The following is a 22,401-nucleotide window of genomic DNA, read 5'->3' as shown; positions in this document are numbered from 1 at the left end:
CCTATGTGCCAGACGAAGAGTGTTCATGTCAGCCACCCCCCGCCTACCAGCATCCCTCCGGCCGCCGCTATCCGCCTACCTCACGAAGATCCTTAACCTCCGGTCCGGCCCGCCGCGGCACCCTCGCGGCGGGCTGGCTCCCTTGTTCACGGAAAGGACGGCGGATGGCCGAAACAGCACAGGTGGCCGACATAGCGCAGGTGCCTGCGCGGCGGACCCGGCGGGTTGTGGCCCGGCGCGAGGCCCGGTGGGGTCTGCTCTTCGTCCTTCCCGCGTTCCTGCTGTTCCTCGTGTTCCGGTTCGGCCCGGCGATCGCGGGGCTGGTGCTCGGGTTCATGGAGTACTCCATCGGCGCCGACGCCGAGTGGACCGGGCTGGACAACGCCCGCCGCCTCGCCGAGGACCCGGTCTTCTGGCAGGCGCTGCGGGTCACCGTCGTCTACACCCTGCTGTACGTGCCGGTGACCGTCGCCGTCTCGGTCGGGCTGGCCCTGCTGGTCCGGCGCGGCTTCCGCGGCGTCGGCTTCTTCCGCTCGGTGTTCTTCCTGCCGGTCGTCACCAGCCTCGTGCTCGTGGCCACGATCTTCGCGTGGGTCTTCTCCAGCGACGGCCCGTGGTCGCGGATCCTCGGCTGGTTCGGGCTGCCCGACGACTCGTGGCTCGCCTCCACCACCCTGGTCCTGCCGGCGCTCGCCCTCGTCGGCGTCTGGTCGCACTTCGGCTACGGCATGCTCATCGTCCTGGCCCGCCTGCAGGACCTACCGCGCGAGCAGGAGGAGGCGGCGCTCACCGACGGGGCCGGGCCGTGGCAGCGGTTCCGCTGGATCGTCCTGCCGCAGCTGCGGCCGGTGCTGTTCTTCCTGCTGGTGATCGAGACGACCGCCTCGTTCCAGGTCTTCGACCTCGTCTACGCGATGACCGGCGGCGGCCCGGCGCGGGCCAGCTACACACTCGTCATGGCCCTGTACGACCAGGGCTTCAAGTACTTCGACCTCGGCTACGCGAGTGCCATCGGCGTCGCGTTGTTCGTGCTCACGCTCTTCGTCGCGCTGATCCAGCGGCTGGCCCTCGGGAGGGACAAGTGACCGTCACGACCGCGCCCCGTCGGCCCCGTCGGCCCCGCGCCTACCGCGCCCTGCAGCCCGGCCCGGCCGGCAAGGTGCTGCGCACCGTGCTGCTGGCCGTGGCCAGCGTCATCACGCTGTTCCCCTTCTACGCGATGGTGGTCCTGAGCCTCAAACCGGCGGCGGCCGTCGAGTTCCCGGGCAGCCTGCTGCCGTGGCCGATCGACACCGGCGCCTACGGCAAGGTCCTGGAGGCCCAGAGCATCCTGCGCTGGCTGCTGAACACCGCGATCTACTCGGTCGTCAGCGTCGTGCTGGTGCTGCTGCTCGCCGCGATGGCCGGCTACGCGTTCGCGAAGAAGCGCTTCCCCGGCCGGGAGACGATGTTCTGGTCCTTCCTGGCGATGGTGATGGTGCCGTACCACGTGACGCTCATCCCGACGTTCATCCTCATCGCGAAGGCCGGCGGCGTCGACACCTATTGGGGCCTGATCCTGCCCACCCTCGCCAACGCCCAGGCCGTGTTCCTGATGCGCCAGTTCATCCAGGGCCTGCCGGATGAGCTGTTCGAGGCGGCCCGCATCGACGGTGCGTCGGAGTGGCGGATGTTCACCCGGATCGTGCTGCCGTTGTGCAAGCCGATCCTCGCCACGCTGGGCGTGTTCGTCTTCCTGTGGCACTGGAACGACCTGCTCTGGCCGCTGATCATCGGGCAGAGCGGGGACATGCGCACGCTCACCGTCGGCATCGCCTCGCTCCAGCAGGAACAGGTGCCGCTCAACGTCATGCTCGCCGGCTCGGTGATCGCGTTCGTGCCCATCTTCGCCGCCTACCTCGTCGGCCAGCGGTACTTCACCGAGGGCGTCACGATGTCCGGAATCAAAGGATGAGACCCGTGTTCAGCAGCGAAACCGAACTGGAGGACCGGCTCGCCCGGCCGTCGCCGGCGCTCGTCGCCGACCTCGCCGAGGGCGCCGGCGACCTCGTCGTCCTCGGCGCCGGCGGCAAGATGGGCCCGTCGCTGTGCCGCCTGGCCCGCCGCGGCCTCGACGCGGCCGGGCGCACCGGCGACCGGGTGTACGCCGTGTCGCGCTGGTCCGACGAGAAGGCCGCCGCGGCGCTGGCCGCCGACGGCGTCGAACCGGTGCCGTTCGACCTGCTCGGCGACCACGACCTGCGGGAGCTGCCCGACGCGACCGACGTGGTGTTCATGGTCGGCGCGAAGTTCGGCACCTCGGCCGCCCCCTACCTGGCCTGGGTCGTCAACGCGGTGCTGCCTGCCGCCGTCGCCCGCCGCTACGCCGGCGCCCGGATCGCGGCGTTCTCCACCGGCAACGTCTACCCGCTCGTGCCGGTCGCCTCCGGCGGCTGCGTCGAGGACGACCCGACCGGTCCGCTCGGCGACTACGCGATGAGCTGCCTCGGCCGGGAGCAGGTGTTCGCCCACGCCGCCGCCACGAGGGGCACCCCGGTGACGGTCCTGCGGCTCAACTATGCGGTCGACCTGCGCTACGGGGTGCTCGCCGACGTCGGCCAGGCCGTCCTCGCCGGCACGCCGATCGACGTCACCACCGGCCACGTCAACGTGGTCTGGCAGGGCTACGCCAACGAGGTCGCCCTGCGCTCCTTGCGCCACGCCAGCACCGGCGTGTTCACCCTCAACCTGACCGGCCCGGAGACCGCCCCGGTGCGCCGCCTCGCCGCCAGGTTCGGCGAACGGCTCGGCCGGCCGGTGACCATCACCGGCACCGAGGCCCCCGCCGCGCTGCTCAACGACGCCACCCGCTGCCACGCGCTGTTCGGCTATCCGGACGTGCCGCTCGGCACCCTCGTCGACTGGCAGGCGGACTGGCTCGCCGCCGGCCTGCCCACCTCGGGCAAGCCGACCAAGTTCGCCGTCCGCGACGGGAGGTTCTGACCGTGGGTCTTGATCTGCTCCGGTCGGGCACCGTCATCCCGGCGCACCCCCTCGCCCTCACCGCTGGCCGGGCCCTCGACGAGCGGCGGCAGCGCGCGCTCACCCGCTACTACCTGGCCGCGGGCGCGGGCGGCGTCGCTGTCGGCGTGCACACCACCCAGTTCGAGATCCGCCAGGCCGGGCTGCTCGCACCGGTGCTGGCGCTCGCCGCCGAGGTGGTCGACGCCGAGGCCGGCCGGCCGGTGGTGAAGATCGCCGGGGCGTGCGGCGACACGGCACAGGCGGTCGCCGAGGCCGAGCTCGCCGCCGGCCTCGGCTACGACGCCGTGCTGCTGTCGCCGGTCGTGCCGGGCGCCGACGAGGCTGCCCTGCTGGAGCGCGCCCGGGCGGTGGGCACGGTACTGCCGGTGGTCGGCTTCTATCTCCAGCCTGCCATCGGCGGCCCGCGCCTGTCGACGGCGTTCTGGCGGGCGTTCGCCGACCTGCCGTCGGTCGTGGCGGTCAAGCTCGCGCCGTTCGACCGGTACCGCACCCTGGAAGCCGTCCGCGGCATCGTGTCCGCCGACCGGGGCGAAGAGGTCGCCCTCTACACCGGCAACGACGACCACATCGTCGGCGACCTGCTCGGCCGGTTCGCCGGGCGGCGCTTCGCCGGCGGCCTGCTCGGCCAGTGGGCTGTCTGGACCCGCGCCGCGGTGGCCATGTTCGACCGGGTCCGCGCGGCCCGCGACGGCGACGCCGTCACGCTCGCCGAGCTGACGGATCGCGCGGCGGCGGTCACGGACGCCAACGCCGCCGTGTTCGACGCCGCCAACGCCTTCCGCGGCTGCATCGCCGGCGTCCACGAGGTGCTGCGCCGGCAGGGGCTGCTCGCCGGCGTGTGGTGCCTCGACCCGGACGAGGGGCTCTCCGCCGGCCAGGCCGAGGAGCTGACCCGGGTCGCGGCCGCCTACCCGTGGCTGACGGACGACGACTTCGTCGAGGAGCACCGCGATGCCTGGCTCCGGTGACGCGCCACGGCTGCCGGTGACCGTCGTGTCGGTGCCGCCCGCCCTGCGCGGCCAGTTCTTCCCGGCCGAGGTCGGCGCCCGGCTGGCCGAGGTCGCCGACTGCGTCCTGGTGGACGACCACGCCGCGGCGGCGCAGTGGCTGCCCCGCGCCGAGGTGCTCGTCACCGCGTGGGGCTTCCCGCGGCTGGACGCCGGCCTGCTCGACCTGGCCCCGCGGCTGCGGCTCGTCGCCCACACCGGCGCGTCGGTCAAGCCGTTCGTCACCGACGGGGTGTTCGACCGGGGCATCGCCGTCACGCAGGCGGGGCAGGGCATGGCCCGGTCGGTCGCGGAGGTCGCGCTGGCCTTCACGCTGGCGCTGCTGCACCGGCTGCCCCGCTTCGACCACGCCCTGCACGCGGGCGCCGCGTGGGACGCCGCCGAGCAGGCGCCGCCGCGTGACGAGATCCTCGGCTGCCAGGTCGGTGTCGTCGCCGCGTCGCGGACCGGCCGCGCCTACGTCTCGCTGGTGCGCGCCCTGGGCGCCGAGGTGACGCTGGCCGACCCGACCCTCTCCGCGTCTGAAGCGGCCGCGCTCGGTGTGCGGCTGGCCGGGCTCGACGAGGTGCTCGCCGGCAGCCGGATCGTCGCGCTGCACGCGCCGGTCCTGCCGGAGACCCGGCACCTGCTCGGCGCCCGCGAGCTGGCGCTCCTGCCCGACGGCGCCGGCCTGGTGAACACGGCCCGCTCCTGGTTGGTCGACGAGGCGGCGCTGGTCGCCGAGCTGTCCACCGGCCGCATCGACGCGGCCCTGGACGTCTTCGACGACGAGCCGCTGCCCTCCGGGCACCCGCTGCGGGCGCTGCCGAACGTGCTGCTCACCCCGCACCAGGCCGCCGGCACGGTGCAGGGGCGGCGCCGTCAGGGCGCGATCGTGGTGGAGGAGATCGCCCGGTACGCCGCGGGGCGGCCGCTCGCCCACGCGGTGACCCGGCAGCTGCTCACCCGCATGGGCTGACCGTGCACCGCCCGGCCATCCCCGCCGACGAGCCGTCGCTGCGCGCCCTGTGGTCGACGGCCTTTCCCGACACGGACGTCTTCCCGCTGTGGGCCGGCGACCCGGGGCGCTTCCCCCGCACGTTCGTCGCGGTGGACGCGGCGACGGTTCTGGCCGCCGTCTACTACCTTCCTCGTCGGATGCGCGCCGCCGACGGCGCTGTGCACCTGGTCGGCGGGATCGCGAACGTGGCGACCCTCCCCGCGGCCCGCGGCCGCGGCCACGCCCGCCGCCTGCTCGACCTGGCTTTGGCCGCGATGACGGCGGACGGCTGTTCCTGGTCGCTGCTGTTCACCGGTACCCCGGACGTCTACCGCGGCAGCGGCTTCGAACCGTTCACGCTGCGCTACCCGACCGGCACACCGGCCCCGGCCGGTCGCACCGCCGAAGCGGCCTCACCGTCCTCCGGCTGGACGACCGGTCCCGGCTCGCTGGCCGAATGGAGCAGGCTTGCCGCAGCCCACCGGGCGTTCAACGCCCACCGCTCACTCACCACCGTCCGGACCGCCGACGACTGGAACCGCCGGGTGCCCGTCTGGTACGCGCCGCCGGCCGAGGTGCTCGTCGCCCACCGGCGCGGCCGCCTCGGCGGGTACGTGGTCCTGCGCCGCACGGCCGGCGAGGTACAAGTCCTGGAGGCTGCGTGCCGGCCGGGCCGGGAGGACGCCCTCGGCGCCCTGTTCGCCGCCGTCGCCGAGGACGCCCGCGCGGCGGGCGTGCAGCGCTGCACGGCCCGGCTGCCCGCCGACCCTGCGGTCGACGCGGCGCTGCCCCGGCTGCTGCGCGACCCGGTGACCGAGACCGACACCACTGGGATGCTCCGGCCCCTACACGCCGCCCCGGAGCTGCTCGCCGCGATGACCGCCGCGCCGGGGGCGTTCCACTGGCCCGGTGACTACCTGTGACGTTCGGGCACCGGGGGAATCGCCCGGCGGTCGCCGGGTAGTGCGGTGGAACAAAGCGTAGCCTCACCTTGCTCCGATGGTCGACGGCTAATACTCCAGCCGCAACCCGGGATCGGCCCTCGGCCTTCGGGTCGGTGGCCGCCCGTCCTTGACGGACGGCCCGCGAGTCAACTCAGGAAGGGTTCAATGCCGACAGCTCCCCGACGGGTGCCACCAGGTGACCCTCCCCGAAATAGCACCACCATGCCGGTGACGAGCCGGCCAGGCAGAGCATGTGCAGTCCACGGTTGTGCACTGCGCAGTCGGGCCATGCGATGTTCAGCACCTCGGCGAACAGGTCTTGGACATCTTCGGCAACTTCGGCCAGCGCATCCTCCTCCGTTTCCCCTTCAAGACGGCCCTGCCCGCCGTAGAACCTGCCGTCTTCCAAGGTCACGTGATAGATGGGACGTTCTCTGAAGGAACCCACGCTCCGAACGGCAAGCCTGAACGAGAGACCTGACGCAAAGACATCGTCTTGCACCAATGCCAGTGCATCCTTGAGGCGCCCGAGGGCCTGCGCTGTCACCGAATTCCCTCCGCGTGCGGTCTAGATCCCCCACACACCGTACCCCGTGAAGGAACCTGTCGTATCGTCCGCGAACACCACCTTCCCCCAGACTCGTATCTGGATGATGTTGTAGCCGTTCGCGATGCTGGCCTCGGGTCCCGCAGGTGTCAATCCACTGCGCTGTAGGTGATTGGTGCCGCCGAGAGGACCGCTGTAAGTAGGTGCCGGGCGGTTGCGGGACGTTGAGCGGGTTCCCGCCGCCGGGCACGACGACGCCGGGATTGAAGCAGGGCTCGGGGTTGACCGTGCACGGCACCTCGCTGGTCGCCGGGTCCTCGGTCGCGCCGGGATTCTGACCAGGCTTGCCCCCGTTCCCCGGCCCTCCGATCGGCCCGTTCGTCCGCACGTCATCGGCAGGGTGGCATTCGTATCCGCCCTTGCCGTTCGCGCACGTGTTCGGGTCGTAGTTCGGGTTGTGCCAGGGGCGAGGTTCGAGACCGGATGGATCACTGAGCGAGGTCGGCCTTGAGTTCGCGTAGGCATAGCCGTGGATCTGCTGCGGATCGTTCGGGTTGGTGACCGGGTCGTCGGAGATGAACCGGCCGGTGGTCGGCTCGTACTCGCGGGCGCCGAGGTGGGTCAGTCCGGTGCCGTCGACCGTGCCGTTGACGAAGCCCTTCACGTTCGGCCAGGCCGGGACGGCGCCCCGGGGGTTGCCGAACGGGTCGAGCCGGCGGTTCGTGACCGCGAGGGTGCCGGCGTTGACCGCGAGGTTCGCCGTGCTGTGGTGATCGGCGCTGAGCCAGGTCAGCCCCGCCGGGGTACGGCTCGCCGCGTCGCCGTAGAACCGGGTACAGGTGATGGCCGAACCGACCTTCCGCAGCTCGTGGCCCGGAAGGTAGACGGTGGCACCGGCCGGGTCACGTGACACGAGACGGTTGCCGTCCGCGTCGCCGACGTGGTAGACCACCGGGGTCACGCCCGGAACCGGGTCCAGGCCCTGGCCGCCGTCGTCTCTGGTGTACTGCCGGAACGGGACCTCGGTCCCGCCCGTGCTGTTGTGACCGATGCTGCTCGACGACGCCGCGCGTCGCGTACGACAGCAGGGCCTGCGTCGCCGGAGCCGGCTTCCTATCTGTCGGCTTCGTCGGGTGGTCCCGGGCGGGGCGCCACGACCCGGCACAGCAGCGCCGCGACGGCGCCGGTGACCGCGCCGACGATCGTCCCGGTGACGAGGCTGGACACCGCCGCGGCGCCGCGCACGACGCCGCGCTGCACCGTGGGGTCCACGTCGGCGAGGTTCCCGCCGAGGGTCGGGGTGACCCCGTCGAAGGCGGTGTCCCACAGCAGTTGATGGCCGGCGGCGAGGAACACGCCGTAGAGCGCGCCGATGACCAGGACGGTCACGAACGGGCGCGGCGGCCGCTGCCACAGCGCCGCTGCGATCCAGCACAGCGGGGGGAGGAAGACCAGCAGTCCGTTGACGAGGCTGCCCTCCTCGACGACGCCGAGGTCGTGCAGCACGAGCCGGGGCACGGCCAGTGCGGCCAGGCCGACCAGCACCGGCCAGGAGAACCCGAGCATCCGGCGCGGCCGGCTCATCGCGCGGCCTCCGCGGCGACGCTCGCGCGAGCCGTGTCGCGGGCGAAGCGCAGCAGCGCGGTGAAGGCGAGCACGGCGGTGACCGCGCCGCCGGCGAGACGGACCCGGTGCCCGGCGACGAACTCGTCGGCCACCTGCCGCAGGTACTGCGGGGAGTGGGTACCGACCGGGTCGACGAACATGATCTCGTTGCGGGGCCAGAAAAACACCGCGGAGAACAGGAACTCGCAGGCGATGAAGGCCCCGGCCGCGCCGGCGATCCACCACCGCAACCGCGGGTCGCGCCAGGTGAGCAGCACCGCGGCGAGGCTGCTGAGCACCACTGTGGCGCCCAGCGGCGGGAAGTAGTCGCTCGGGCCGCCCGCGACCATGAACTCGCGGGCCCGTTCCAGCGACGCCGGGGCGTCGCCGAAGATGTTCGGGTAGAGCATCACCGTCTCGGCGGCCACGCCACCGAACGACAGCATCGCGGTCCACACCAGCACCACGAGTGTGATCCAGGTCAGTTTGGTACGGGACACGTTCGGGTCCTCCTGTGTCGTCGCGCCGTTGCCGGGCGGTCCCCGGTGGTCGTCCACCATGCTGTGGTGCGCCGGCGTCGCCGTCTGCCGCCTGCGGGAGCGGACCGGCGTCGCTTCCTGACGTACGCGGCGGCGCGGGCCTGACGCTCCACGGCGACAGCGGCCGCCCGGCATGCCGTTTACGCTGCTGGTGTGCGTTGCCGACCCACCCGCACCGACGCGCTGCTCGGTGTCGCCACCTTCTGCCTGGCCGCGGCGGCCGTGATCACCGACGGCGGGCCACCCGGCCGGGCGGTGCTCGCCTACGCCTTCGCGGTCGGCTTCGGCGGGCTGCTGCTGTGCAGCCGGCAGTGGCCGGTCCCGGCGCTGCTGGCGACCGCGGCCGGCATCGTCGGGTACTACTGGCTGGACCTCCCGGCGATCGGCCTGGCGGCGCCGACCGCCGCCGTGCTGTACACGGCGGCGGAGCGCGGCCGGGTGGTGCCGGCGACCCTCGTCGGCGGCGGGCTGCTGGCGCTGTCGGTGGCCATGCGGCTGGCGGAGGGCGACGCCGTCTCGATCGTCGTGGGCTTCGACCTCGGCTCCGAGGCCGCGCTGATGCTCGCCGTCATCGCCCTCGGCGACGCCGTGCGCAGCAGGAGGTCGCTGCGCGCCGAGATGGCCCGGCAGGCGGTCGCCGCGGTCGAGGACCGCCGCCGGGAGACCGCCCGGCAGGTCGAGGCGGAGCGGCTGCGCATCGCCAGGGAGGTGCACGACACCCTCGGCCACACGATGTCGGTCATCACGCTGCAGTCGGCGGTGGCGCAGGAGGCTCTCGCCGACAACGCACCGGACCAGGCCAGGACCGCGCTCGCCGCGATCAGCTCGGCCGGTGGCAGCGCGATGGGTGAGCTGCGCGCCACCCTGCACACCCTGCGCCGCGACTCCGGTACCCGCGAACCCGCACCAGGCTTCGACCAACTGCACACCCTCGTCGACGGGGTGCGCCGCAGCGGCCTGCCCGTCGAGCTGACCGTCACCGGCCGGGTCGATGCGCTGCCCGCCGTCGTGGGCACGACCGCCTACCGAATCGTCCAGGAGGCGCTCACCAACACCCTGCGCCACGCACACGCCAGCCAGGTGCACGTCACGGTGCGGGCGACAGGACCCGGGCTGTCGCTCGAGGTCGTCGACGACGGCCACGGCGCACCACCCGGCGCACCGCTGGACGGCAACGGCCATGGACTGCGGGGCATGGCCGAGCGGGTCTGCCTGCTCGGCGGCACCGTCGAGGCCGGCAACGGCGAGCGCGGCGGGTTCCGGATCCACGCACGCCTGCCGCTGGCCGGGAGCGGCGCATGACGGACATCCAGGTCGTCATCGTCGACGACCAGCACCTCGTCCGCGCCGGGCTGCGCGCGCTGCTCGACCGCGCACCGGACATCACCGTCGTCGGCGAGGCCGGTGACGGCGCCGCGGGTCTGCACATCGTGCGCGCCGCGCGACCGGACGTGGTGCTCATGGACGTCCGCATGCCCGGCACGGACGGCATCGAGGCCACCCGCCGCATACTGGCCGACCCGGGCCTCACCGACGTCCAGGTCGTCATGCTGACCACCTTCGACGACGACGAGTACCTCTTCGAGGCCATCCGGGCCGGCGCGGCCGGCTTCCTGCTCAAGGACACCCCGCCCGACGCCCTGCGGGCCGCCGTGCGCACCGTGGCCGGCGGCGACGCGCTGCTCTCCCCCGCCGTCACCCGGCGCGTCCTGGCCGCCGCGGCCCGCTCCCCCGTGCCGGACATCCGGCGGCTCGCCGGGCTCACCGACCGTGAACGCGACGTCCTCGCACAGGTCGGCACCGGACGGTCCAACGCGGAGATCGGTGCCGCGCTGCACCTCAGCCCGGACACCGCCCGCACCTACGTGAGCCGCCTGCTGACTAAGCTGGACGCCCGCGACCGCGCCCAGCTCGTCGTCATCGCCTACGAAACCGGACTCGTCACCCCCGGAAGCTCCAACGGGTCCCGGCCACCATGACCAGGCGGACCAGGCTGGCCGGCTGGGGTGTCCAGCAGCGGTAAAAGGCGAGCTCGCCGGTGGTGGTGTTACGCCGGACCAGCAGGCTGTGGTGGCCGCCGTCGGCAGGCTCGCCGTCTCCGACATCCGGGAAGTCGTCGGGTCAGCGCGGGTTATGCATCGACATTTATATATGTCTGCTATCATGGTGCGGATGCTGCGGTTGCCGCCTCTCGCCGGCCTGATGACCGATCCCGACGTCGACACCACCGATGACGCGCGGATGCTCGACCGCTACCTGCGGTCCGGTCACGCCCTGCCACCGCTGCCAATGTCGATCGGCGACCCCTACCTGCTCGGTGGGGCGCTGCCGGCCGGGCTGGCGGCGTACGAACAGCAGGCGCCGCAGCACCTCGCAGGATACAGCCGGACGCCGGCCGGCCTGCCCGAGGCGCGCCAGTCGATCGCGGCGGACACCGTGCGGTCCGAGCGACTGGACCGGCACGCGAGCCCCGGTGCGGACTTCGACCTGCATCTCACCTCCGGCACCGGCACCCGCGGCATCATGGGCGACTTCGCCCGGCACCTGCTCGACGGCGACGGCGACGGCCGGACCCCGGCGGTGTTGTGCGCCTACCCGACGTGGGACTACGCCGGCATCTTCGAGCCGCTCGGCTACGAGATGGCGTACTGGCCCTTGCGCGCCGAACACGCCTGGATCCCCGACCCCGCCGACATCGAGCATGCACTGGCCGGAATCGACGCCGACCCCGGCCGACGGCTCGCGCTGGTCGTGGTGAACACCCAGCACAACCCGACCGGCGCGACCTGGCCGGAGAGCGTGCTGGCGACGCTGTTCGAGGCCGCCACCGCCCGCGGCGCGGGAATCCTGCTCGACGACGCCTACCGCCGGGTCGTGACCGACGACGCCGACGAGGTCTCCGCGCCGGCGACCCTGCTCGGGTACTTCGTACGCGCCGACGCGCCGGAGCGGGCACGGCGCCGGTGGTGCCGCGTGGAGTCGTTCGGCAAGGTGTTCGCCTGCAACGACTGGGGCATCGGCAGCGTCATGGCCCACCCCGAGACGTTGCGTGCCATCGCGCGGCACACCATCCAGTGGGCCTTCCCACGCGGGGCGCGCCGGCAGTGGGCGATCGCGCGCTGGCTGGCCGACCCCGAGTGCGCCCGCTACCTCGCCGGGCAGCGCGCCGCTTTCGGCCACCACCGGGCCCTGTGGGCCAAGTCGCTGGTCGGGCTGGGCTGGCCGCGGGAGCTCACCGCCACCGGGACCGCGACGCCGTACTTCCTGGTCGCAGTACCGCCCGCGTTCCGCACCCGGCCGGACGGCGTCGACGCCTGGCGCCGCGACCTGCTGGACCGCGCCGGGCTGCTGTTCTCGCACGCGTCGATCACGATCGACGGCACCGACGCCGGCGTGCCGTTCCTGCGGGCGTACCTGGGCGGAGGCGAGGCCGTCGTCGTGGAGGCGATCCGGCGGCTCGAAGACGCCGAGATCCGCTACTACTGAACGTTCACGTGGGAACGCACTCGACGACGTCGACCTGCGGCAGCCGGGTCGCGGGCTCGCGGATCGTCAGGCCCGAGCCGTGGACGAGTGCCGCCAACTCGCTCATGGTGCGGTTGCCGCCGCCGGTGAACGAGAACACCAGCAGGTCGTCGAGGACCGCCGACTGTGCGCGTGGCGTCGCTGTGGGCCGGTCGGGGACGATCTGCTCGAGGATCAGCAGGCGGCTCCCGTCGCCCATCGCCGCCCGGCACGACCGCAGCAGCGCGGTCGCCTCCGCGTCGCCCCAGTCCTGCAGAACGTACTTCAGCAGGTACATGTCGTGCCCGGCCGGGACGCCCGCGAAGAAGTCGCCGGTGACGACCGCGCACCGGTCCGCCACACCTTCCGCGTCGAGGAGCCGCTCCACCGCCGGCCGCACCTCGGCCCGCTCCAAGACGGCGCCGCGCAGGTGCGGCCAGGCCCGCAGCAGCCGGGTCAGCATCCGGCCGTCGCCGCCGCCGATGTCGACGACGGAGGACACGCCCGAGAAGGCGTACGCGCGGGCGAGCTCGTCGCCGATGCCGACGGAGTTGGCGGACAGGTCGCGCACGAACAGCTCCCCGAGCGGCGGACTGTCGCCGAAGAACTCGTACATCGTGCGCTTGTGCGCCGCCTCGAACGCGCAACCACCGTCGAGCAGCGCGGTGCCGAGCCCTTCGAAGACCCGGAACAGGTCGGGGTGGCCGAGCTGCAGCGACCGGTGGTGGAGCGAGCCCGGCGTGTCCCGGCGCAGCAGCGGGGTCAATGGCGTCTGCCGCAGCTCGCCGGCGTCGTCGATGGCGAGCAGGCCGAACGCCGCCCAGGCCCGCACGATACGCAGCAGGTTGGGCAGGTCGACGCCGGTGTCTCGCGCGAGGTCCTCGGCGCTGCAGGGTCGGTCGCTCAGGTGGTCGGGCAGCCCGAGGCCGACGCCTGCCGAGACGACCTGCGTCGTGATGGCGCCGGACAGCAGGGACAGGACGGCGGTTGTTCCGGTGAAGTCAGTGCGGCTAAGCAACGGGTACCCCGTGGGTCTCGGCGTGGCTGCTAAAGGTCTCGACGTGGCCGCCGAGGGTCTGGGCGTGGCTGGCGTGCGCCTCGGCGCGGGCCGCCCACAGCTGCGGGAACGGCGTGCGCAGCCGGCTCGTCAGGTATTCCAGGCCGGTCGTGCCGCCCGTGCCCGAGCGGTCACCGATCATCCGGGTGACGACGTGGACGTGGGTCGTCTGCCAGCTCCAGACCCCCTGCGCCAGCTCGGCGAGGGCCTGGGACATCCGGAACATCGGGTCGCCGCGCAGCCCCTCGGCGACCAACTCGGCCAGATCGCGACCGGAACGGTCGAGCAGCCGCAGGTAGCCCTCGAAGAGCGGGCCCGGCCTGTCGCCGTTCAGGCCGAGGATCGTCCGCAGCCGGTGGAAGTGCGCGGACTGAGCGCCGCTCGCCGTGCCGAGCCGCTGCCGGAACGCGGCGAAGCACTCGACCGGCAGCCGCCCGAGCAGCTCGGCCTGCTGACGCAGCGTCACCATGCAGTCGCTAGCCCGGCCCACGCTCTCCAGCCAGTCCTCGACGTCACCGTCCGTCATGGCCAGGCACTCGACCGCGGCGTCGAGCTCCAGGATCACCTGTCGCAACAGTAACTCGCTGCATTGATGTACGACAATGAAGAAGTGCTCCGCATGGAACGTCCTGGGGTCGTCCGGCGGAGTGAGCGGATGCTGCAGCGACATGAGCTCCGGAATTCGGAGATAGCCGGCGTAATTTTGGCGCTCCGTGGCCGGATGCAGGTGCGAATACACGATTCAGCAGGACCTTTCCGTCTCCATTGATCGCCAACGATACCTGAGCCACAACTCCGGGACAAGATGTCTGCGAGTTTTTTGATTGTCGTACATCAATGAATATCTCTCGGGATTGAACAGCCAAGTACCGTTCGGAAACCCGGTTTGGCTACGCTGCCTGAGAATACTCGTTGACCAGTCCATTGAGGACTTTCCGTCGTCGGACCCGGACCGTGGCGAGATCCAGCGGAACACGTCACGAGCTTGCTTTTTACCTTCAGGCTCCGTGTACCGCGCCAAAACTCGTTTACGTGCTGTGAGCTGGGTTGTTGGCGGGTTGGTCAGGCGTCCCGGTGGTACTCGTTGATCACGCCACCCAGGACACGTCGTCGATGGATCCGTTGGTCGATCGCGACAATGATGCCCGGGTCGTGGTCGGGTGGGCGCTGGTTCAGGCTTTGGTGTGGCCGGTGCCGGTCGAAGTGGTCCTCGTAGTCGCGGAGCACGGTGCGGGCGTGCTGTTCGCCGTAGATCAGGATCTGGTCGGCGCACTCGGCCCGGACGCTGCGCACGAATCGTTCCGCGAAAAGCGTTCGCCCGGGACGAACAGGACGTACAGGCGGCGCAGCGATCCTCGATGAACTGGTTCCCTCAAACGTGGCGCCACGTCGAACGGCACGCCAACAACCGGATCGAGGCCGACCACAGCCAGCTCAAGCACCGGCTCAGACCGATGCGCGGGCTACGCACCGACCGGACCGCACAGACAATCATCGCCGGACACGCGTTCATACAGAACCTCCGCCGAGGCCACTACGAACTCGGGCTCGACGCCCCACGCGGACTCCCCGGCGCCGCCGCGTTGAACGAGCTCGCCACCGTCATCTGAAGACTGAGCCAGGTCCTGCTCGAACCGTGTCCTCCGATCGGCAAACGCAACAGCGCCGCTCAGCGCGAGCTGCTCGAACCCGGTCTCCACGCCGGGCCGAACACGCCGGGCCGAACACGCAGGACCGGTTCCGCTGGATCGCGACGCTCGGCAGCTGAGGCTACGTCGATCGGCGCAGCTTGGCCGGGTTGACCACGAGGTTCAGCTCGGTGACCCGGCCGCCGGCGACCTCGATGCCGATCACGCCGATCAGCGTCGCGCCCAGCTCCAGGGTGAGGCCCGCGCCGCCGGCCAGGGGCACCGGGCGGGCCCGCACCCCGGCGTACCGGCGGCCGAGCCCGGACAACAGCGTCAGCACCCGCTCGGGGCCATGGACCGGCACCCGCGCAGCGAGCACCTCGCCGCCGCCGTCGGAGCGCAGCACGACCCGCGGATCGAGGAGGCTCACCAGGTCGGCGAGGTCGCCGTCGGCGGTGGCCTTGAGGAACGCCGCGGTGACCCGCCGGTGCTCCTCTGCGGAGACTGGCGCGCGAGCTGGGGCCTCGGCGCGGACCCGGCGGCGCGCCCGCGACGCGAGCTGCCGGCACGCCGCCGGGGTGCGGCCGACCACGGTCGCGAGCCGGTCGAAGTCCATGCCGAACACGTCGTGCAGCACGAACGCGACCCGTTCGGCGGGCGAGAGGCTCTCCAGGACCAGCAGGACGGCGGTGCGCACCGACTCCCGCAGGACGGTGGCCTCGCCGAGGTCCGAGTCGTCGTATCCGAGCAGCGGCTCGGGCAGCCAGGTCCCGGGGTACGTCTCGCGGCGGGCGCGGGCCGAGCCGAGCAGGTCCAGGCAGATCCGCGACGTCACGGTGGTGAGCCACGCCCGTGGGTGCTGCACGCAGGCGGGCGCGGCGGTGTGCCAGCGCAGCAACGCCTCCTGCACCGCGTCCTCGGCGTCCGCGGCGCTGCCCAGCAGCCGGTAGGCGACCGCGAACAGGTACCGGCGGTGCTGCTCGCCATCGTCCATGTCACACGATTGTGGTCTACGTCGTCAGTCGGCCATGCAGAGGATCACCGTGGTCGGCGGCGGGTTCGCCGGCCTTGTCGCCGCCGTCACCTGCGCCGAGGCCGGCGCCCGCGTCCAGTTGCTGGAGGCGCATCGCACGCTCGGCGGCCGGGCCCGTGCCACCGCACCCCCGTACGTCGCCCACGACGGCCCGCACGTGCTCTACCGGGACGGTCCGTGGTGGCGCTGGCTCGCCGACCGGGCCCTGATCGGCGCGTCGTCCGGGGTACCGCTATCCGGCCTGACCGGATTCCGGTTCCGTCACGGGGACCGGCTGCGCCGTACCCCACCGGCCGAGTTGCTGCCGGTCCTCGCCCGGCGGCGCCGGGTCGCGCCGGTCGACGCCGACTTCCACACCTGGATCCGCGACCGGCACGGGGAGGTGGCGGCGGTCGCCGCATCGAACCTCATGGGCGTGGCGACCTTCGACGCCGACCCGGGACGGCTGTCGGCGGCGTTCGTCTGGCCGCGGCTGCTGCGGGTCTTCGCGCCCCGCTCGCCGGCCCGGTACCTCACCGGCGGCTGGAACGGGCTCGTGGCCCGGCTCACCGCCCATGCCCGTACCCTCGGCGTCGCCGTGGAGACCGAGGCCCGCGTCACCGACCTGCCCGAGCCGCCGGTGATCGTGGCCACCACCCTCGACGCGGCGGGCCGCCTGCTCGGCACGGCGCTACCGAGCGTGGCGAGCGGCCGGACGGTGCTGCTGGACCTCGCCGTGCGCGACGACCGCCGGGACGCCTTCGTCGTGTCCGACCTCGACGCGGCCGGCTGGGTGGAGCGGTACACGCTGCCCGACCCGACCCTCGCGCCGCCCGGCGAGTCGCTGATCCAGGCGCAGCTGCCACTGCGCACCGCCGAGGGCAGCGCCGACGGCCTGGCCCGCCTGGAGGCACTGGTCGACCTGGCCCTGCCCGGCTGGCGCGAGCGGACCACGTGGCGTCGGCACGGCGTCGCCAACGGCCGGTCCGGCGCGCTGGACCTGCCGGGGCAGACGTGGCGCGACCGGCCGGCGATCGACCGCGGCGACGGCGTGTACCTCGCCGGTGACATGGTCGCCGCGCCCGGGCTGCTCAGCGAGGTGTCGTTCCACAGCGCTGTCGCCGCCGCCCGGCTGGCCACCGGCGGGTGAGCCGCACGGCCGTCCCGGGCACCCGGTGCGGGAATGGCGGGACTGTGCCGAGCACGACGAGGAAGTCGGCGAGGACCGTTCCCGGCAGCGACGGCCGCAGGAACCGGCCGGCGGCGAAGTTGCCCAGCAGCATGCCGACGGCCGGCGCGCCTGGGAGGTCGCGCCCCGAATGGACGTGGCGGACGCGCCGCTGGGCATCGCCGTCATCAAACTCGTCACGATCGACCCGGCACTGACCTTGGAGCGCCTGCGGTCCGCCACGGACATCCGCGAGGACGGCCCCGCCTCCGGCGACGACTGGACCGGGAAACGGTTCACCTTCTCACTCGCGGACACCGGCGACAAACCACTTGGCGCCGCGCGGACCATCACGGGCGCCGTGGACGTGGACGACCAGGACCGCATCCGACGGCTCCAGGTCAGCTTCGCCGGCTCCGACGAACGCATCGTCACGCAGTTCAGCGACTTCGGCGTGGCGGTCACGGTCACGGCACCGCCCGCAGGAGTGGTGCAGCAAAACCCGAAGACCAAGCCCAGCCCTGGCGCCAAGTCCAGCGGCGGCAACGCGAGCGACAAGGCAGCCGAGGACAAGCAGAACGCCGGCACCGCCGGGCCGGGCACGAAGTAGCACAGGCCCTGACCGGCACAACGGATTCCGGGCGGAGCGACCGCGCTCCGCCCGGAACGTCGGTGCACGACACCGGCACACCGTCGACGTGCACGCCGTCCGTCGCGATACGTGTCGTCCCCCTATCTGTCAGGGTCAGCCAGTACGGTGGCCGCCGTTTGAGACGCTGCTGGCAAGGTGGGGTGGACGCGAGACGGTCGCATGATCATCTTGGCGTTGTGGACATCTTCAGATCCAGAACCGGTGCCTCCCGGCCGGCGCCAGAAGGCCCGTGGCGGAAGGTTGTCACCCGTCCGCGCCCACGAGAGCGGGTTCGGGGTCGGACTCGCCCGCCGGCGACTGGGGGTCGTGATGCTTGAACAGCTTGCTGGGCCACCACATCCATCGACCCGCGTCCAGCGTCAGCGCGGTGACCAGCACCGAGCGGACGATCATGGTGTCCAGCAGCACGCCGAACGCCACCGCGAATCCCAGCTGCGCCGCGAACACCAACGGCAGCGACCCCAGCGCCGCGAAGGTGCCGGCCAGTACCAGACCTGCCGAGGTGATCACACCGCCGGTGGCGGACAGTCCGGTCCGCGCGCCGCGTCGGGTGCCGTGCAGCAGTGCCTCCTCGCGCACCCGGGTGACCAGGAAGATGTTGTAGTCGATGCCCAGGGCGACCAGGAACACGAACACCAGGAGCGGGAAGTTCGCGTCCGCGCCGGCGAAGTTGAACACGTGGTTGAACATCAGAGCGCTCACGCCGAGGGCCGCCCCGAACGACAGCACCACCGTCGCCATGAGCAGCAGCGGTGCGACGATCGCCCGCAGGAGCAGCGCGAGGATGAGGAAAACCACGATCAGCACGACGGGGATGATCACCTTGGAGTCGCGGGCGGCCGACTGTTGTGTATCGAGTGCGATCGCCGTGCTGCCGCCGAGCCGGGCATCCGCGCCCTCGATCTTGTGGACCGCGGTTCTGGCCTGCTCGACGGTGCGCATCGCGGCTTTGCTGCCGGGAGCGTCCTTGAGCGTCCCGAGAACGAAGACCTCACCATCCTTGATCATCGGCGCCGCGACGTCGGCGATCCCCGGGACGTCTGACAGCACGCTCTTGACCTGCTCCGCCGAGGCAGCCTTGGCCACGACGTAAATGGGGTCGCCCGACCCGGCCGGGAAGTGCCTGGACTGGATCGCCTCGCCAACGACCGCCTGCGACTCGTTGGTGAACTGGCCCTTGCTCGGGATCCCATCGGCCTTGAGCCCCAACACCCCGATCGCCATGACGCCGAGGACGAACGCTGTGCCGACCCACACGATCCGCGGCCGGCCGGAGATGGCGGTACCGATCCGCGTCCAGATGCTGTCCTTGGCCGTCCCGACCGAGCCGTACGACGGCTTCACCGGCCAGAAGATCCAGCGGCCGCAGATGACCAGCAGGGCCGGCATCAGGGTGACCATGGCGAGCAGCCCGACGAGGATACCGATGGCACAGGCCGGGCCGAGCCCTTTTGTGGAGTTGAGGGTGGCCAGCAGCAGCACCAGCAGGCCGACAGCGACGGTCGCGGCGCTGGCGATGATCGCGGGACTGGAGCGGTACAGGGCCTCCGCCATCGCCTCGTGCCGGTCCTCGTGCCGCCGCAACTCCTCCCGGTACCGCGATATGAGCAGTAGCGCGTAGTCGGTGGCGGCGCCGAACACCAGCACGGTCAAAACGAGACTGGTTTGCGTGTTGACGGTGAGCCCGGCGTTCTTCGCCAGCAGGTAGATCACCGCTTCCGCCATGACCAGGGCGCCGCCCGCGGTCAGCAGCGGCAGCAGTGGCAGCAACGGGCTGCGGTAGGTGAACAGCAGGATCACGACCACCACCAGCGCGGTGATCATCCCCAGGGCGCCTCCTCCGCTGAAGGCCGTTATGGAGTCGGATGCGTAACCGGCCGGTCCGGTGATGTGGAACCCGAGACCGTTGGCGTTCTGTTCGCCGATCCTGGTCATCGCGTCGACGACCTTGTGGGCCCCGTCCCAGCCCTCGTTACCGTCGTCAACCTGGACCACGGTCTGGATGGCCTTGCCGTCCCGGGCCTTCAATGGGCCCTGCGGCTGCCCCACGACCTTTTCGATGCCCTTGAAGGCTTCGGCGTCGGCCTGGGCCTTGGCCATGTCGGCAGCGGTGACGCCCGCGGGCCGGTCGTAGATCACGATCGCGGGCAGGGTCTCCGCAGGCTGGAACTTCTTGGCCTGCTCGACGACCTCGGTCGCCTCCGCGTTGCCGGGCAGCCAGGCCGAATTGTCGTTCTTCTCAACGTCGCCCAACTTGCCGGCCAGCATGAAGGCCGGCACCAGCAGGGCGATCCAGATGGCCACGATGGCCCATTTCGCAATCCTGCCACTGGGCAAGGTCACTACGTTTCGCAACATGGGATTCCTCGGTGTTCAGTCGACGTGGGAATGCTTGTCCGGATTGATGACGGCGTAGATCCCCGTACATCTGGCTGCCGCCCGAAATGAGGTCGAGGACGACGGCGAAGGGGGTGTCATCGGTGAACAGCAGCGCCGATGGGTCGCCGATGACGCTGCGGCAGACGACCTTGAGCGCCTTGCCGAAGCGGGGACGACGCCGAGCAGGCGGGTGACCTTGTCCCGGCCGTGGATCGGCCGCAGGGTCACCTCCGGGGCCAGGACCTGCTCCTACCGGCTGATCTGACGCGAGACCGTCATCGAGACGAGTTTGTCCGGGTTGCGGACGGCATAGAGGTTGGTGATCTTCCCATCGATGATCTCGATCAGCAGGACGCCTTGGGGGTGGTCGCCGATGTGGGCGACCATCGCGGGCGCGTTGTTGTAGGTGGCCATCTGGATCCGCATGCCGGGCATCTGGCGGCTTGTGCGGAACAGGTCCACGAGGACGGCGGCCACCTTCTGCGCGCCCACCACCGGCCGGCGCGCCGCGGTGACCTTGCCGCCGCTGTCGGCGGTCCAGACGACGTTCGGCGCGAGCAGGGAGAGCAGTCCTGCCATGTCACCGGTGGCCGCCGCGGTCATGAACTGCTCGGTGACCTGCGCGGCCTTCGCGGCGCCGACGGGCTGGAATCGCCTGCGTCGCGCCTGCACGTGCTCGCGGGCGCGGTGCGCCACCTGGTGCACCGTCGCCACGGACTTGCCCACCGCTGCGGCGATTTCGTCGTAGCCGAAGCCGAACACCTCGCGCAGCACGAACACAGCACGCTCATCGGGGGAGAGCGTTTCGAGCAGTACGAGCATCGCCATCGACACCGACTCGGCGAGCACCACATCGGCCGACAGGTCGCTCTCGTCGAGCAGCAGCGGTTCGGGCAGCCACGGGCCGACGTAGTCCTCGCGACGGCGCACGCTCGCCCGCAACGCGTTGAGCGCCTGACGGGTCACCAGCCGCGCCAGGTACGACCGGGTGTCCCGCACCGTCGCGAGGTCCACCTCGGCCCACCGCAGATAGCTGTCCTGCAGCACGTCGTCGGATTCGGTGGCCGAGCCGAGTATTTCGTAGACGATCGTGAACAGCAGCGGCCGCAACAGGGTGAACCGCTCGGCATGCTCGTCGGCGGTCACGGGGACGTGACCACCCGCGCAGCGGAGGCCGGCTGCTCCAGCCGCCGACCGCCCTTGACCCAGGCCGTGGAACCCGGCCTGCGTGCCTCGCGACGGATCCTCGACACCGCGACCTTACAGGTCAGTTCCTTGATCGCGGCGCCCAGGCGGCCACCGATGTAGACGTTCACCACGGTGTCGTCCTTGCGGGCGAGCTGTCGCATGGCGGCGTGCCGGCCGAGGCTGACGCACGACCCAGTGAGGGCCTGGTTGATCGCCGCCGGCTCGGAACCCGCGATGCGGCTCAGCACGGTATTGGCTGCCTGGGCCCCCAGCGGCCCGGCGGCCTGGCAGCTCATCCGCAGCGGCTGGCCCGACGGTGCCGCGGCGTCGCCGGCGGCGACCACCCGGTCGTCGTCGACACTGGTCAACGCCTCGTCGGTGAGTAGCCGGCCGAGCGTGTCGGTGCGCAGCCCGCTCGCGGCCGCCAGCTCCGGCACGCCGAAACCGGTCGCCCAGATGGTCAGTGCGCTCGAACGCACCGTACCGTCGGCAAAGACGACCGCATCCGGGCGAACCTCGGTCACCACGTCAGCTTCGCGCAAGGTGACACCGTGCCGGGACAGCCACTTGGCGGCGTATCGGCGACCGGACGAACCCCATGACGACACCAGGATTCCGCCACACACCAGGGTGACCGAACGTCCTTGCTCGGCCAGCTCGGCGGCCGTCTCGATGCCGGTCAGTCCGCCGCCGACCACGGTGACCGGAGCATCGACGGACAGCTGCTCCAGCCCGGCACGCAGCCGCTGCGCAGCCTCGAGCTCGGCGATGGGGAAAGCGAATTCGACCGCGCCAGGCACCGATGACGGTATCGCTGCGGTGCTGCCGACCGCGTAGATGACATAGTCGTAGCTCAGCGCGTGGCCCGACGCCAGCTGCACTGCGCGGGCGGCGGTGTCGATGTGCGTGGCGCTGTCGACAACCAGCCGGATGCCCTCGCCGAGCAGCTTGCCGTAGTCGACCGTGGCGTCGCTGGTGCCGGCCACGAACTGGTGCAGCCGCACTCGTTCGACGAAGTCCGACCGGGGATTGACCAGTGTGATGTCGACGCCGGCGCGCACCCGCAGATGGTTGGCCGCGAGCGTTCCGGCATAACCACCGCCGATGACGACGACCTTGTGGCGTGTGTTGTGCTCAGTCATGCCTCCAAGACACCACGGAACGCCGA

At 71.6% G+C, this 22,401-nt stretch carries 22 protein-coding genes and 3 pseudogenes; 13 read left to right on the top strand and 12 right to left on the bottom strand.

Annotated features, from left to right (window positions below; genetic code table 11):
- The first annotated feature begins 164 nt into the window (after positions 1-164).
- The 6 genes from AB0I21_RS37395 to AB0I21_RS37370 are packed head-to-tail and all read left to right on the top strand — an operon-like array spanning position 165 to position 5,933.
- A complete protein-coding gene (locus AB0I21_RS37395; protein WP_360568383.1) occupies positions 165-1,085 on the top strand; it encodes a sugar ABC transporter permease in 921 nt (306 codons plus the stop codon).
- The gene (locus tag AB0I21_RS37390; protein WP_360568381.1) at positions 1,082-1,954 is read left to right on the top strand and encodes a carbohydrate ABC transporter permease; all 873 of its coding nucleotides are present in this window, start codon (positions 1,082-1,084) and stop codon (positions 1,952-1,954) included. The genes AB0I21_RS37395 and AB0I21_RS37390 overlap by 4 nt, the downstream gene beginning before the upstream one ends.
- 5 nt (positions 1,955-1,959) lie before the next feature.
- Positions 1,960-2,982 (top strand): NAD-dependent epimerase/dehydratase family protein, encoded by a 1,023-nt coding sequence (locus AB0I21_RS37385; RefSeq protein ID WP_360568379.1) that lies wholly within the window; start codon positions 1,960-1,962, stop codon positions 2,980-2,982.
- Positions 2,983-2,984: 2 nt separating this feature from the next.
- A complete protein-coding gene (locus AB0I21_RS37380; protein ID WP_360568377.1) occupies positions 2,985-3,992 on the top strand; it encodes a hypothetical protein in 1,008 nt (335 codons plus the stop codon).
- Positions 3,976-4,989, top strand: coding sequence for a hydroxyacid dehydrogenase (locus AB0I21_RS37375; RefSeq protein ID WP_360568375.1), 1,014 nt, complete (start codon positions 3,976-3,978; stop codon positions 4,987-4,989). Before AB0I21_RS37380 ends, AB0I21_RS37375 begins: the two co-directional genes overlap by 17 nt.
- 2 nt (positions 4,990-4,991) lie before the next feature.
- Positions 4,992-5,933: a GNAT family N-acetyltransferase gene (locus AB0I21_RS37370; protein ID WP_360568374.1), complete on the top strand. Its 942-nt coding sequence runs from the start codon at positions 4,992-4,994 to the stop codon at positions 5,931-5,933.
- Between the two features lie 172 nt (positions 5,934-6,105).
- Here the strand turns inward: AB0I21_RS37370 and AB0I21_RS37365 are convergent, their stop codons facing one another.
- From AB0I21_RS37365 to AB0I21_RS37350, 4 genes and pseudogenes are all read right to left on the bottom strand, one after another.
- A complete protein-coding gene (locus AB0I21_RS37365) occupies positions 6,106-6,501 on the bottom strand; it encodes a hypothetical protein (RefSeq protein ID WP_360568391.1) in 396 nt (131 codons plus the stop codon).
- Positions 6,502-7,036: 535 nt separating this feature from the next.
- Positions 7,037-7,165: pseudogene (locus AB0I21_RS37360) on the bottom strand (hypothetical protein); the annotation flags it as partial.
- A gap of 449 nt (positions 7,166-7,614) precedes the next feature.
- A complete protein-coding gene (locus AB0I21_RS37355) occupies positions 7,615-8,085 on the bottom strand; it encodes a hypothetical protein (RefSeq protein WP_360568372.1) in 471 nt (156 codons plus the stop codon).
- Positions 8,082-8,606: a DUF1772 domain-containing protein gene (locus tag AB0I21_RS37350; protein WP_360568370.1), complete on the bottom strand. Its 525-nt coding sequence runs from the start codon at positions 8,604-8,606 to the stop codon at positions 8,082-8,084. The genes AB0I21_RS37355 and AB0I21_RS37350 overlap by 4 nt, the downstream gene beginning before the upstream one ends.
- Before the next feature lie 192 nt (positions 8,607-8,798).
- Here AB0I21_RS37350 and AB0I21_RS37345 point away from each other — a divergent pair, with 192 nt between their 5' ends.
- A complete protein-coding gene (locus AB0I21_RS37345; RefSeq protein WP_360568368.1) occupies positions 8,799-9,947 on the top strand; it encodes a sensor histidine kinase in 1,149 nt (382 codons plus the stop codon).
- Positions 9,944-10,624 carry a response regulator transcription factor gene (locus AB0I21_RS37340; RefSeq protein WP_360568366.1) on the top strand — a complete coding sequence of 227 codons (681 nt, stop codon included), beginning with the start codon at positions 9,944-9,946 and terminating at the stop codon, positions 10,622-10,624. The genes AB0I21_RS37345 and AB0I21_RS37340 overlap by 4 nt, the downstream gene beginning before the upstream one ends.
- Here AB0I21_RS37340 and AB0I21_RS37335 read toward each other — a convergent pair.
- Positions 10,599-10,721 (bottom strand): annotated as a pseudogene (locus tag AB0I21_RS37335) (IS701 family transposase); the annotation flags it as partial. The gene AB0I21_RS37340 and the pseudogene AB0I21_RS37335 overlap by 26 nt on opposite strands.
- Before the next feature lie 96 nt (positions 10,722-10,817).
- On the opposite strand from AB0I21_RS37335, the gene AB0I21_RS37330 reads away from it, so the two are divergent.
- A complete protein-coding gene (locus AB0I21_RS37330) occupies positions 10,818-12,131 on the top strand; it encodes a pyridoxal phosphate-dependent aminotransferase (protein WP_360568364.1) in 1,314 nt (437 codons plus the stop codon).
- Positions 12,132-12,135: 4 nt separating this feature from the next.
- Here AB0I21_RS37330 and AB0I21_RS37325 read toward each other — a convergent pair whose 3' ends face one another.
- From AB0I21_RS37325 to AB0I21_RS37315, 3 genes are all read right to left on the bottom strand, one after another.
- Positions 12,136-13,167, bottom strand: a complete 1,032-nt coding sequence (locus AB0I21_RS37325; RefSeq protein WP_360568363.1) for a methyltransferase — start codon at positions 13,165-13,167, stop codon at positions 12,136-12,138.
- Entirely contained in the window at positions 13,160-13,945 is a 786-nt protein-coding gene (locus AB0I21_RS37320; protein WP_360568361.1) for a tryptophan 2,3-dioxygenase family protein, read from the bottom strand. Before AB0I21_RS37320 ends, AB0I21_RS37325 begins: the two co-directional genes overlap by 8 nt.
- A gap of 323 nt (positions 13,946-14,268) precedes the next feature.
- Positions 14,269-14,499 (bottom strand): integrase core domain-containing protein, encoded by a 231-nt coding sequence (locus AB0I21_RS37315; RefSeq protein ID WP_360568359.1) that lies wholly within the window; start codon positions 14,497-14,499, stop codon positions 14,269-14,271.
- A 65-nt stretch (positions 14,500-14,564) separates the two neighbouring features.
- On the opposite strand from AB0I21_RS37315, the gene AB0I21_RS37310 reads away from it, so the two are divergent.
- A complete protein-coding gene (locus AB0I21_RS37310) occupies positions 14,565-14,816 on the top strand; it encodes a DDE-type integrase/transposase/recombinase (protein WP_360568357.1) in 252 nt (83 codons plus the stop codon).
- A gap of 160 nt (positions 14,817-14,976) precedes the next feature.
- Here AB0I21_RS37310 and sigJ read toward each other — a convergent pair whose 3' ends face one another.
- Positions 14,977-15,828, bottom strand: a complete 852-nt coding sequence (gene sigJ, locus AB0I21_RS37305) for an RNA polymerase sigma factor SigJ (RefSeq protein WP_360568356.1) — start codon at positions 15,826-15,828, stop codon at positions 14,977-14,979.
- 49 nt (positions 15,829-15,877) lie between these two features.
- Here sigJ and AB0I21_RS37300 point away from each other — a divergent pair.
- The 3 genes and pseudogenes from AB0I21_RS37300 to AB0I21_RS37290 form a co-directional block, all read left to right on the top strand.
- Positions 15,878-16,051, top strand: a pseudogene (locus AB0I21_RS37300) (NAD(P)-binding protein); the annotation flags it as partial.
- Positions 16,052-16,276: 225 nt separating this feature from the next.
- Positions 16,277-16,996 carry an FAD-dependent oxidoreductase gene (locus AB0I21_RS37295; protein ID WP_360568389.1) on the top strand — a complete coding sequence of 240 codons (720 nt, stop codon included), beginning with the start codon at positions 16,277-16,279 and terminating at the stop codon, positions 16,994-16,996.
- A 169-nt stretch (positions 16,997-17,165) separates the two neighbouring features.
- Positions 17,166-17,624 carry a hypothetical protein gene (locus AB0I21_RS37290; protein ID WP_360568354.1) on the top strand — a complete coding sequence of 153 codons (459 nt, stop codon included), beginning with the start codon at positions 17,166-17,168 and terminating at the stop codon, positions 17,622-17,624.
- A 285-nt stretch (positions 17,625-17,909) separates the two neighbouring features.
- Here the strand turns inward: AB0I21_RS37290 and AB0I21_RS37285 are convergent, their stop codons facing one another.
- From AB0I21_RS37285 to AB0I21_RS37275, 3 genes are all read right to left on the bottom strand, one after another.
- The gene (locus AB0I21_RS37285; protein ID WP_360568353.1) at positions 17,910-19,970 is read right to left on the bottom strand and encodes an MMPL family transporter; all 2,061 of its coding nucleotides are present in this window, start codon (positions 19,968-19,970) and stop codon (positions 17,910-17,912) included.
- 324 nt (positions 19,971-20,294) lie between these two features.
- Positions 20,295-21,191, bottom strand: coding sequence for an RNA polymerase sigma-70 factor (locus tag AB0I21_RS37280; RefSeq protein WP_360568351.1), 897 nt, complete (start codon positions 21,189-21,191; stop codon positions 20,295-20,297).
- Positions 21,188-22,375 carry an FAD-dependent oxidoreductase gene (locus AB0I21_RS37275; RefSeq protein ID WP_360568349.1) on the bottom strand — a complete coding sequence of 396 codons (1,188 nt, stop codon included), beginning with the start codon at positions 22,373-22,375 and terminating at the stop codon, positions 21,188-21,190. Before AB0I21_RS37275 ends, AB0I21_RS37280 begins: the two co-directional genes overlap by 4 nt.
- Positions 22,376-22,401: the final 26 nt, after the last annotated feature.

Source organism: Dactylosporangium sp. NPDC050588 (assembly GCF_040654975.1).
GTDB classification, from domain to species: Bacteria; Actinomycetota; Actinomycetes; order Mycobacteriales; family Micromonosporaceae; genus Dactylosporangium; species Dactylosporangium maewongense.
Note: the sequence above shows the minus strand (reverse complement) of the source record. Positions and strands in the feature narration are given on the sequence as shown.

Bases quoted from the DNA above. Each gene is read 5' to 3' on its own strand.
- AB0I21_RS37295 (WP_360568389.1), top strand. From the start codon at position 16,277: ATGGGCGTGGCGACCTTCGACGCCGACCCGGGACGGCTGTCGGCGGCG.
- sigJ (WP_360568356.1), bottom strand. From the start codon at position 15,828: ATGGACGATGGCGAGCAGCACCGCCGGTACCTGTTCGCGGTCGCCTAC.
- AB0I21_RS37340 (WP_360568366.1), top strand. From the start codon at position 9,944: ATGACGGACATCCAGGTCGTCATCGTCGACGACCAGCACCTCGTCCGC.
- AB0I21_RS37395 (WP_360568383.1), top strand. From the start codon at position 165: ATGGCCGAAACAGCACAGGTGGCCGACATAGCGCAGGTGCCTGCGCGG.
- AB0I21_RS37310 (WP_360568357.1), top strand. From the start codon at position 14,565: ATGAACTGGTTCCCTCAAACGTGGCGCCACGTCGAACGGCACGCCAAC.
- AB0I21_RS37330 (WP_360568364.1), top strand. From the start codon at position 10,818: ATGCTGCGGTTGCCGCCTCTCGCCGGCCTGATGACCGATCCCGACGTC.
- AB0I21_RS37375 (WP_360568375.1), top strand. From the start codon at position 3,976: ATGCCTGGCTCCGGTGACGCGCCACGGCTGCCGGTGACCGTCGTGTCG.
- AB0I21_RS37355 (WP_360568372.1), bottom strand. From the start codon at position 8,085: ATGAGCCGGCCGCGCCGGATGCTCGGGTTCTCCTGGCCGGTGCTGGTC.
- AB0I21_RS37290 (WP_360568354.1), top strand. From the start codon at position 17,166: ATGGACGTGGCGGACGCGCCGCTGGGCATCGCCGTCATCAAACTCGTC.
- AB0I21_RS37275 (WP_360568349.1), bottom strand. From the start codon at position 22,375: ATGACTGAGCACAACACACGCCACAAGGTCGTCGTCATCGGCGGTGGT.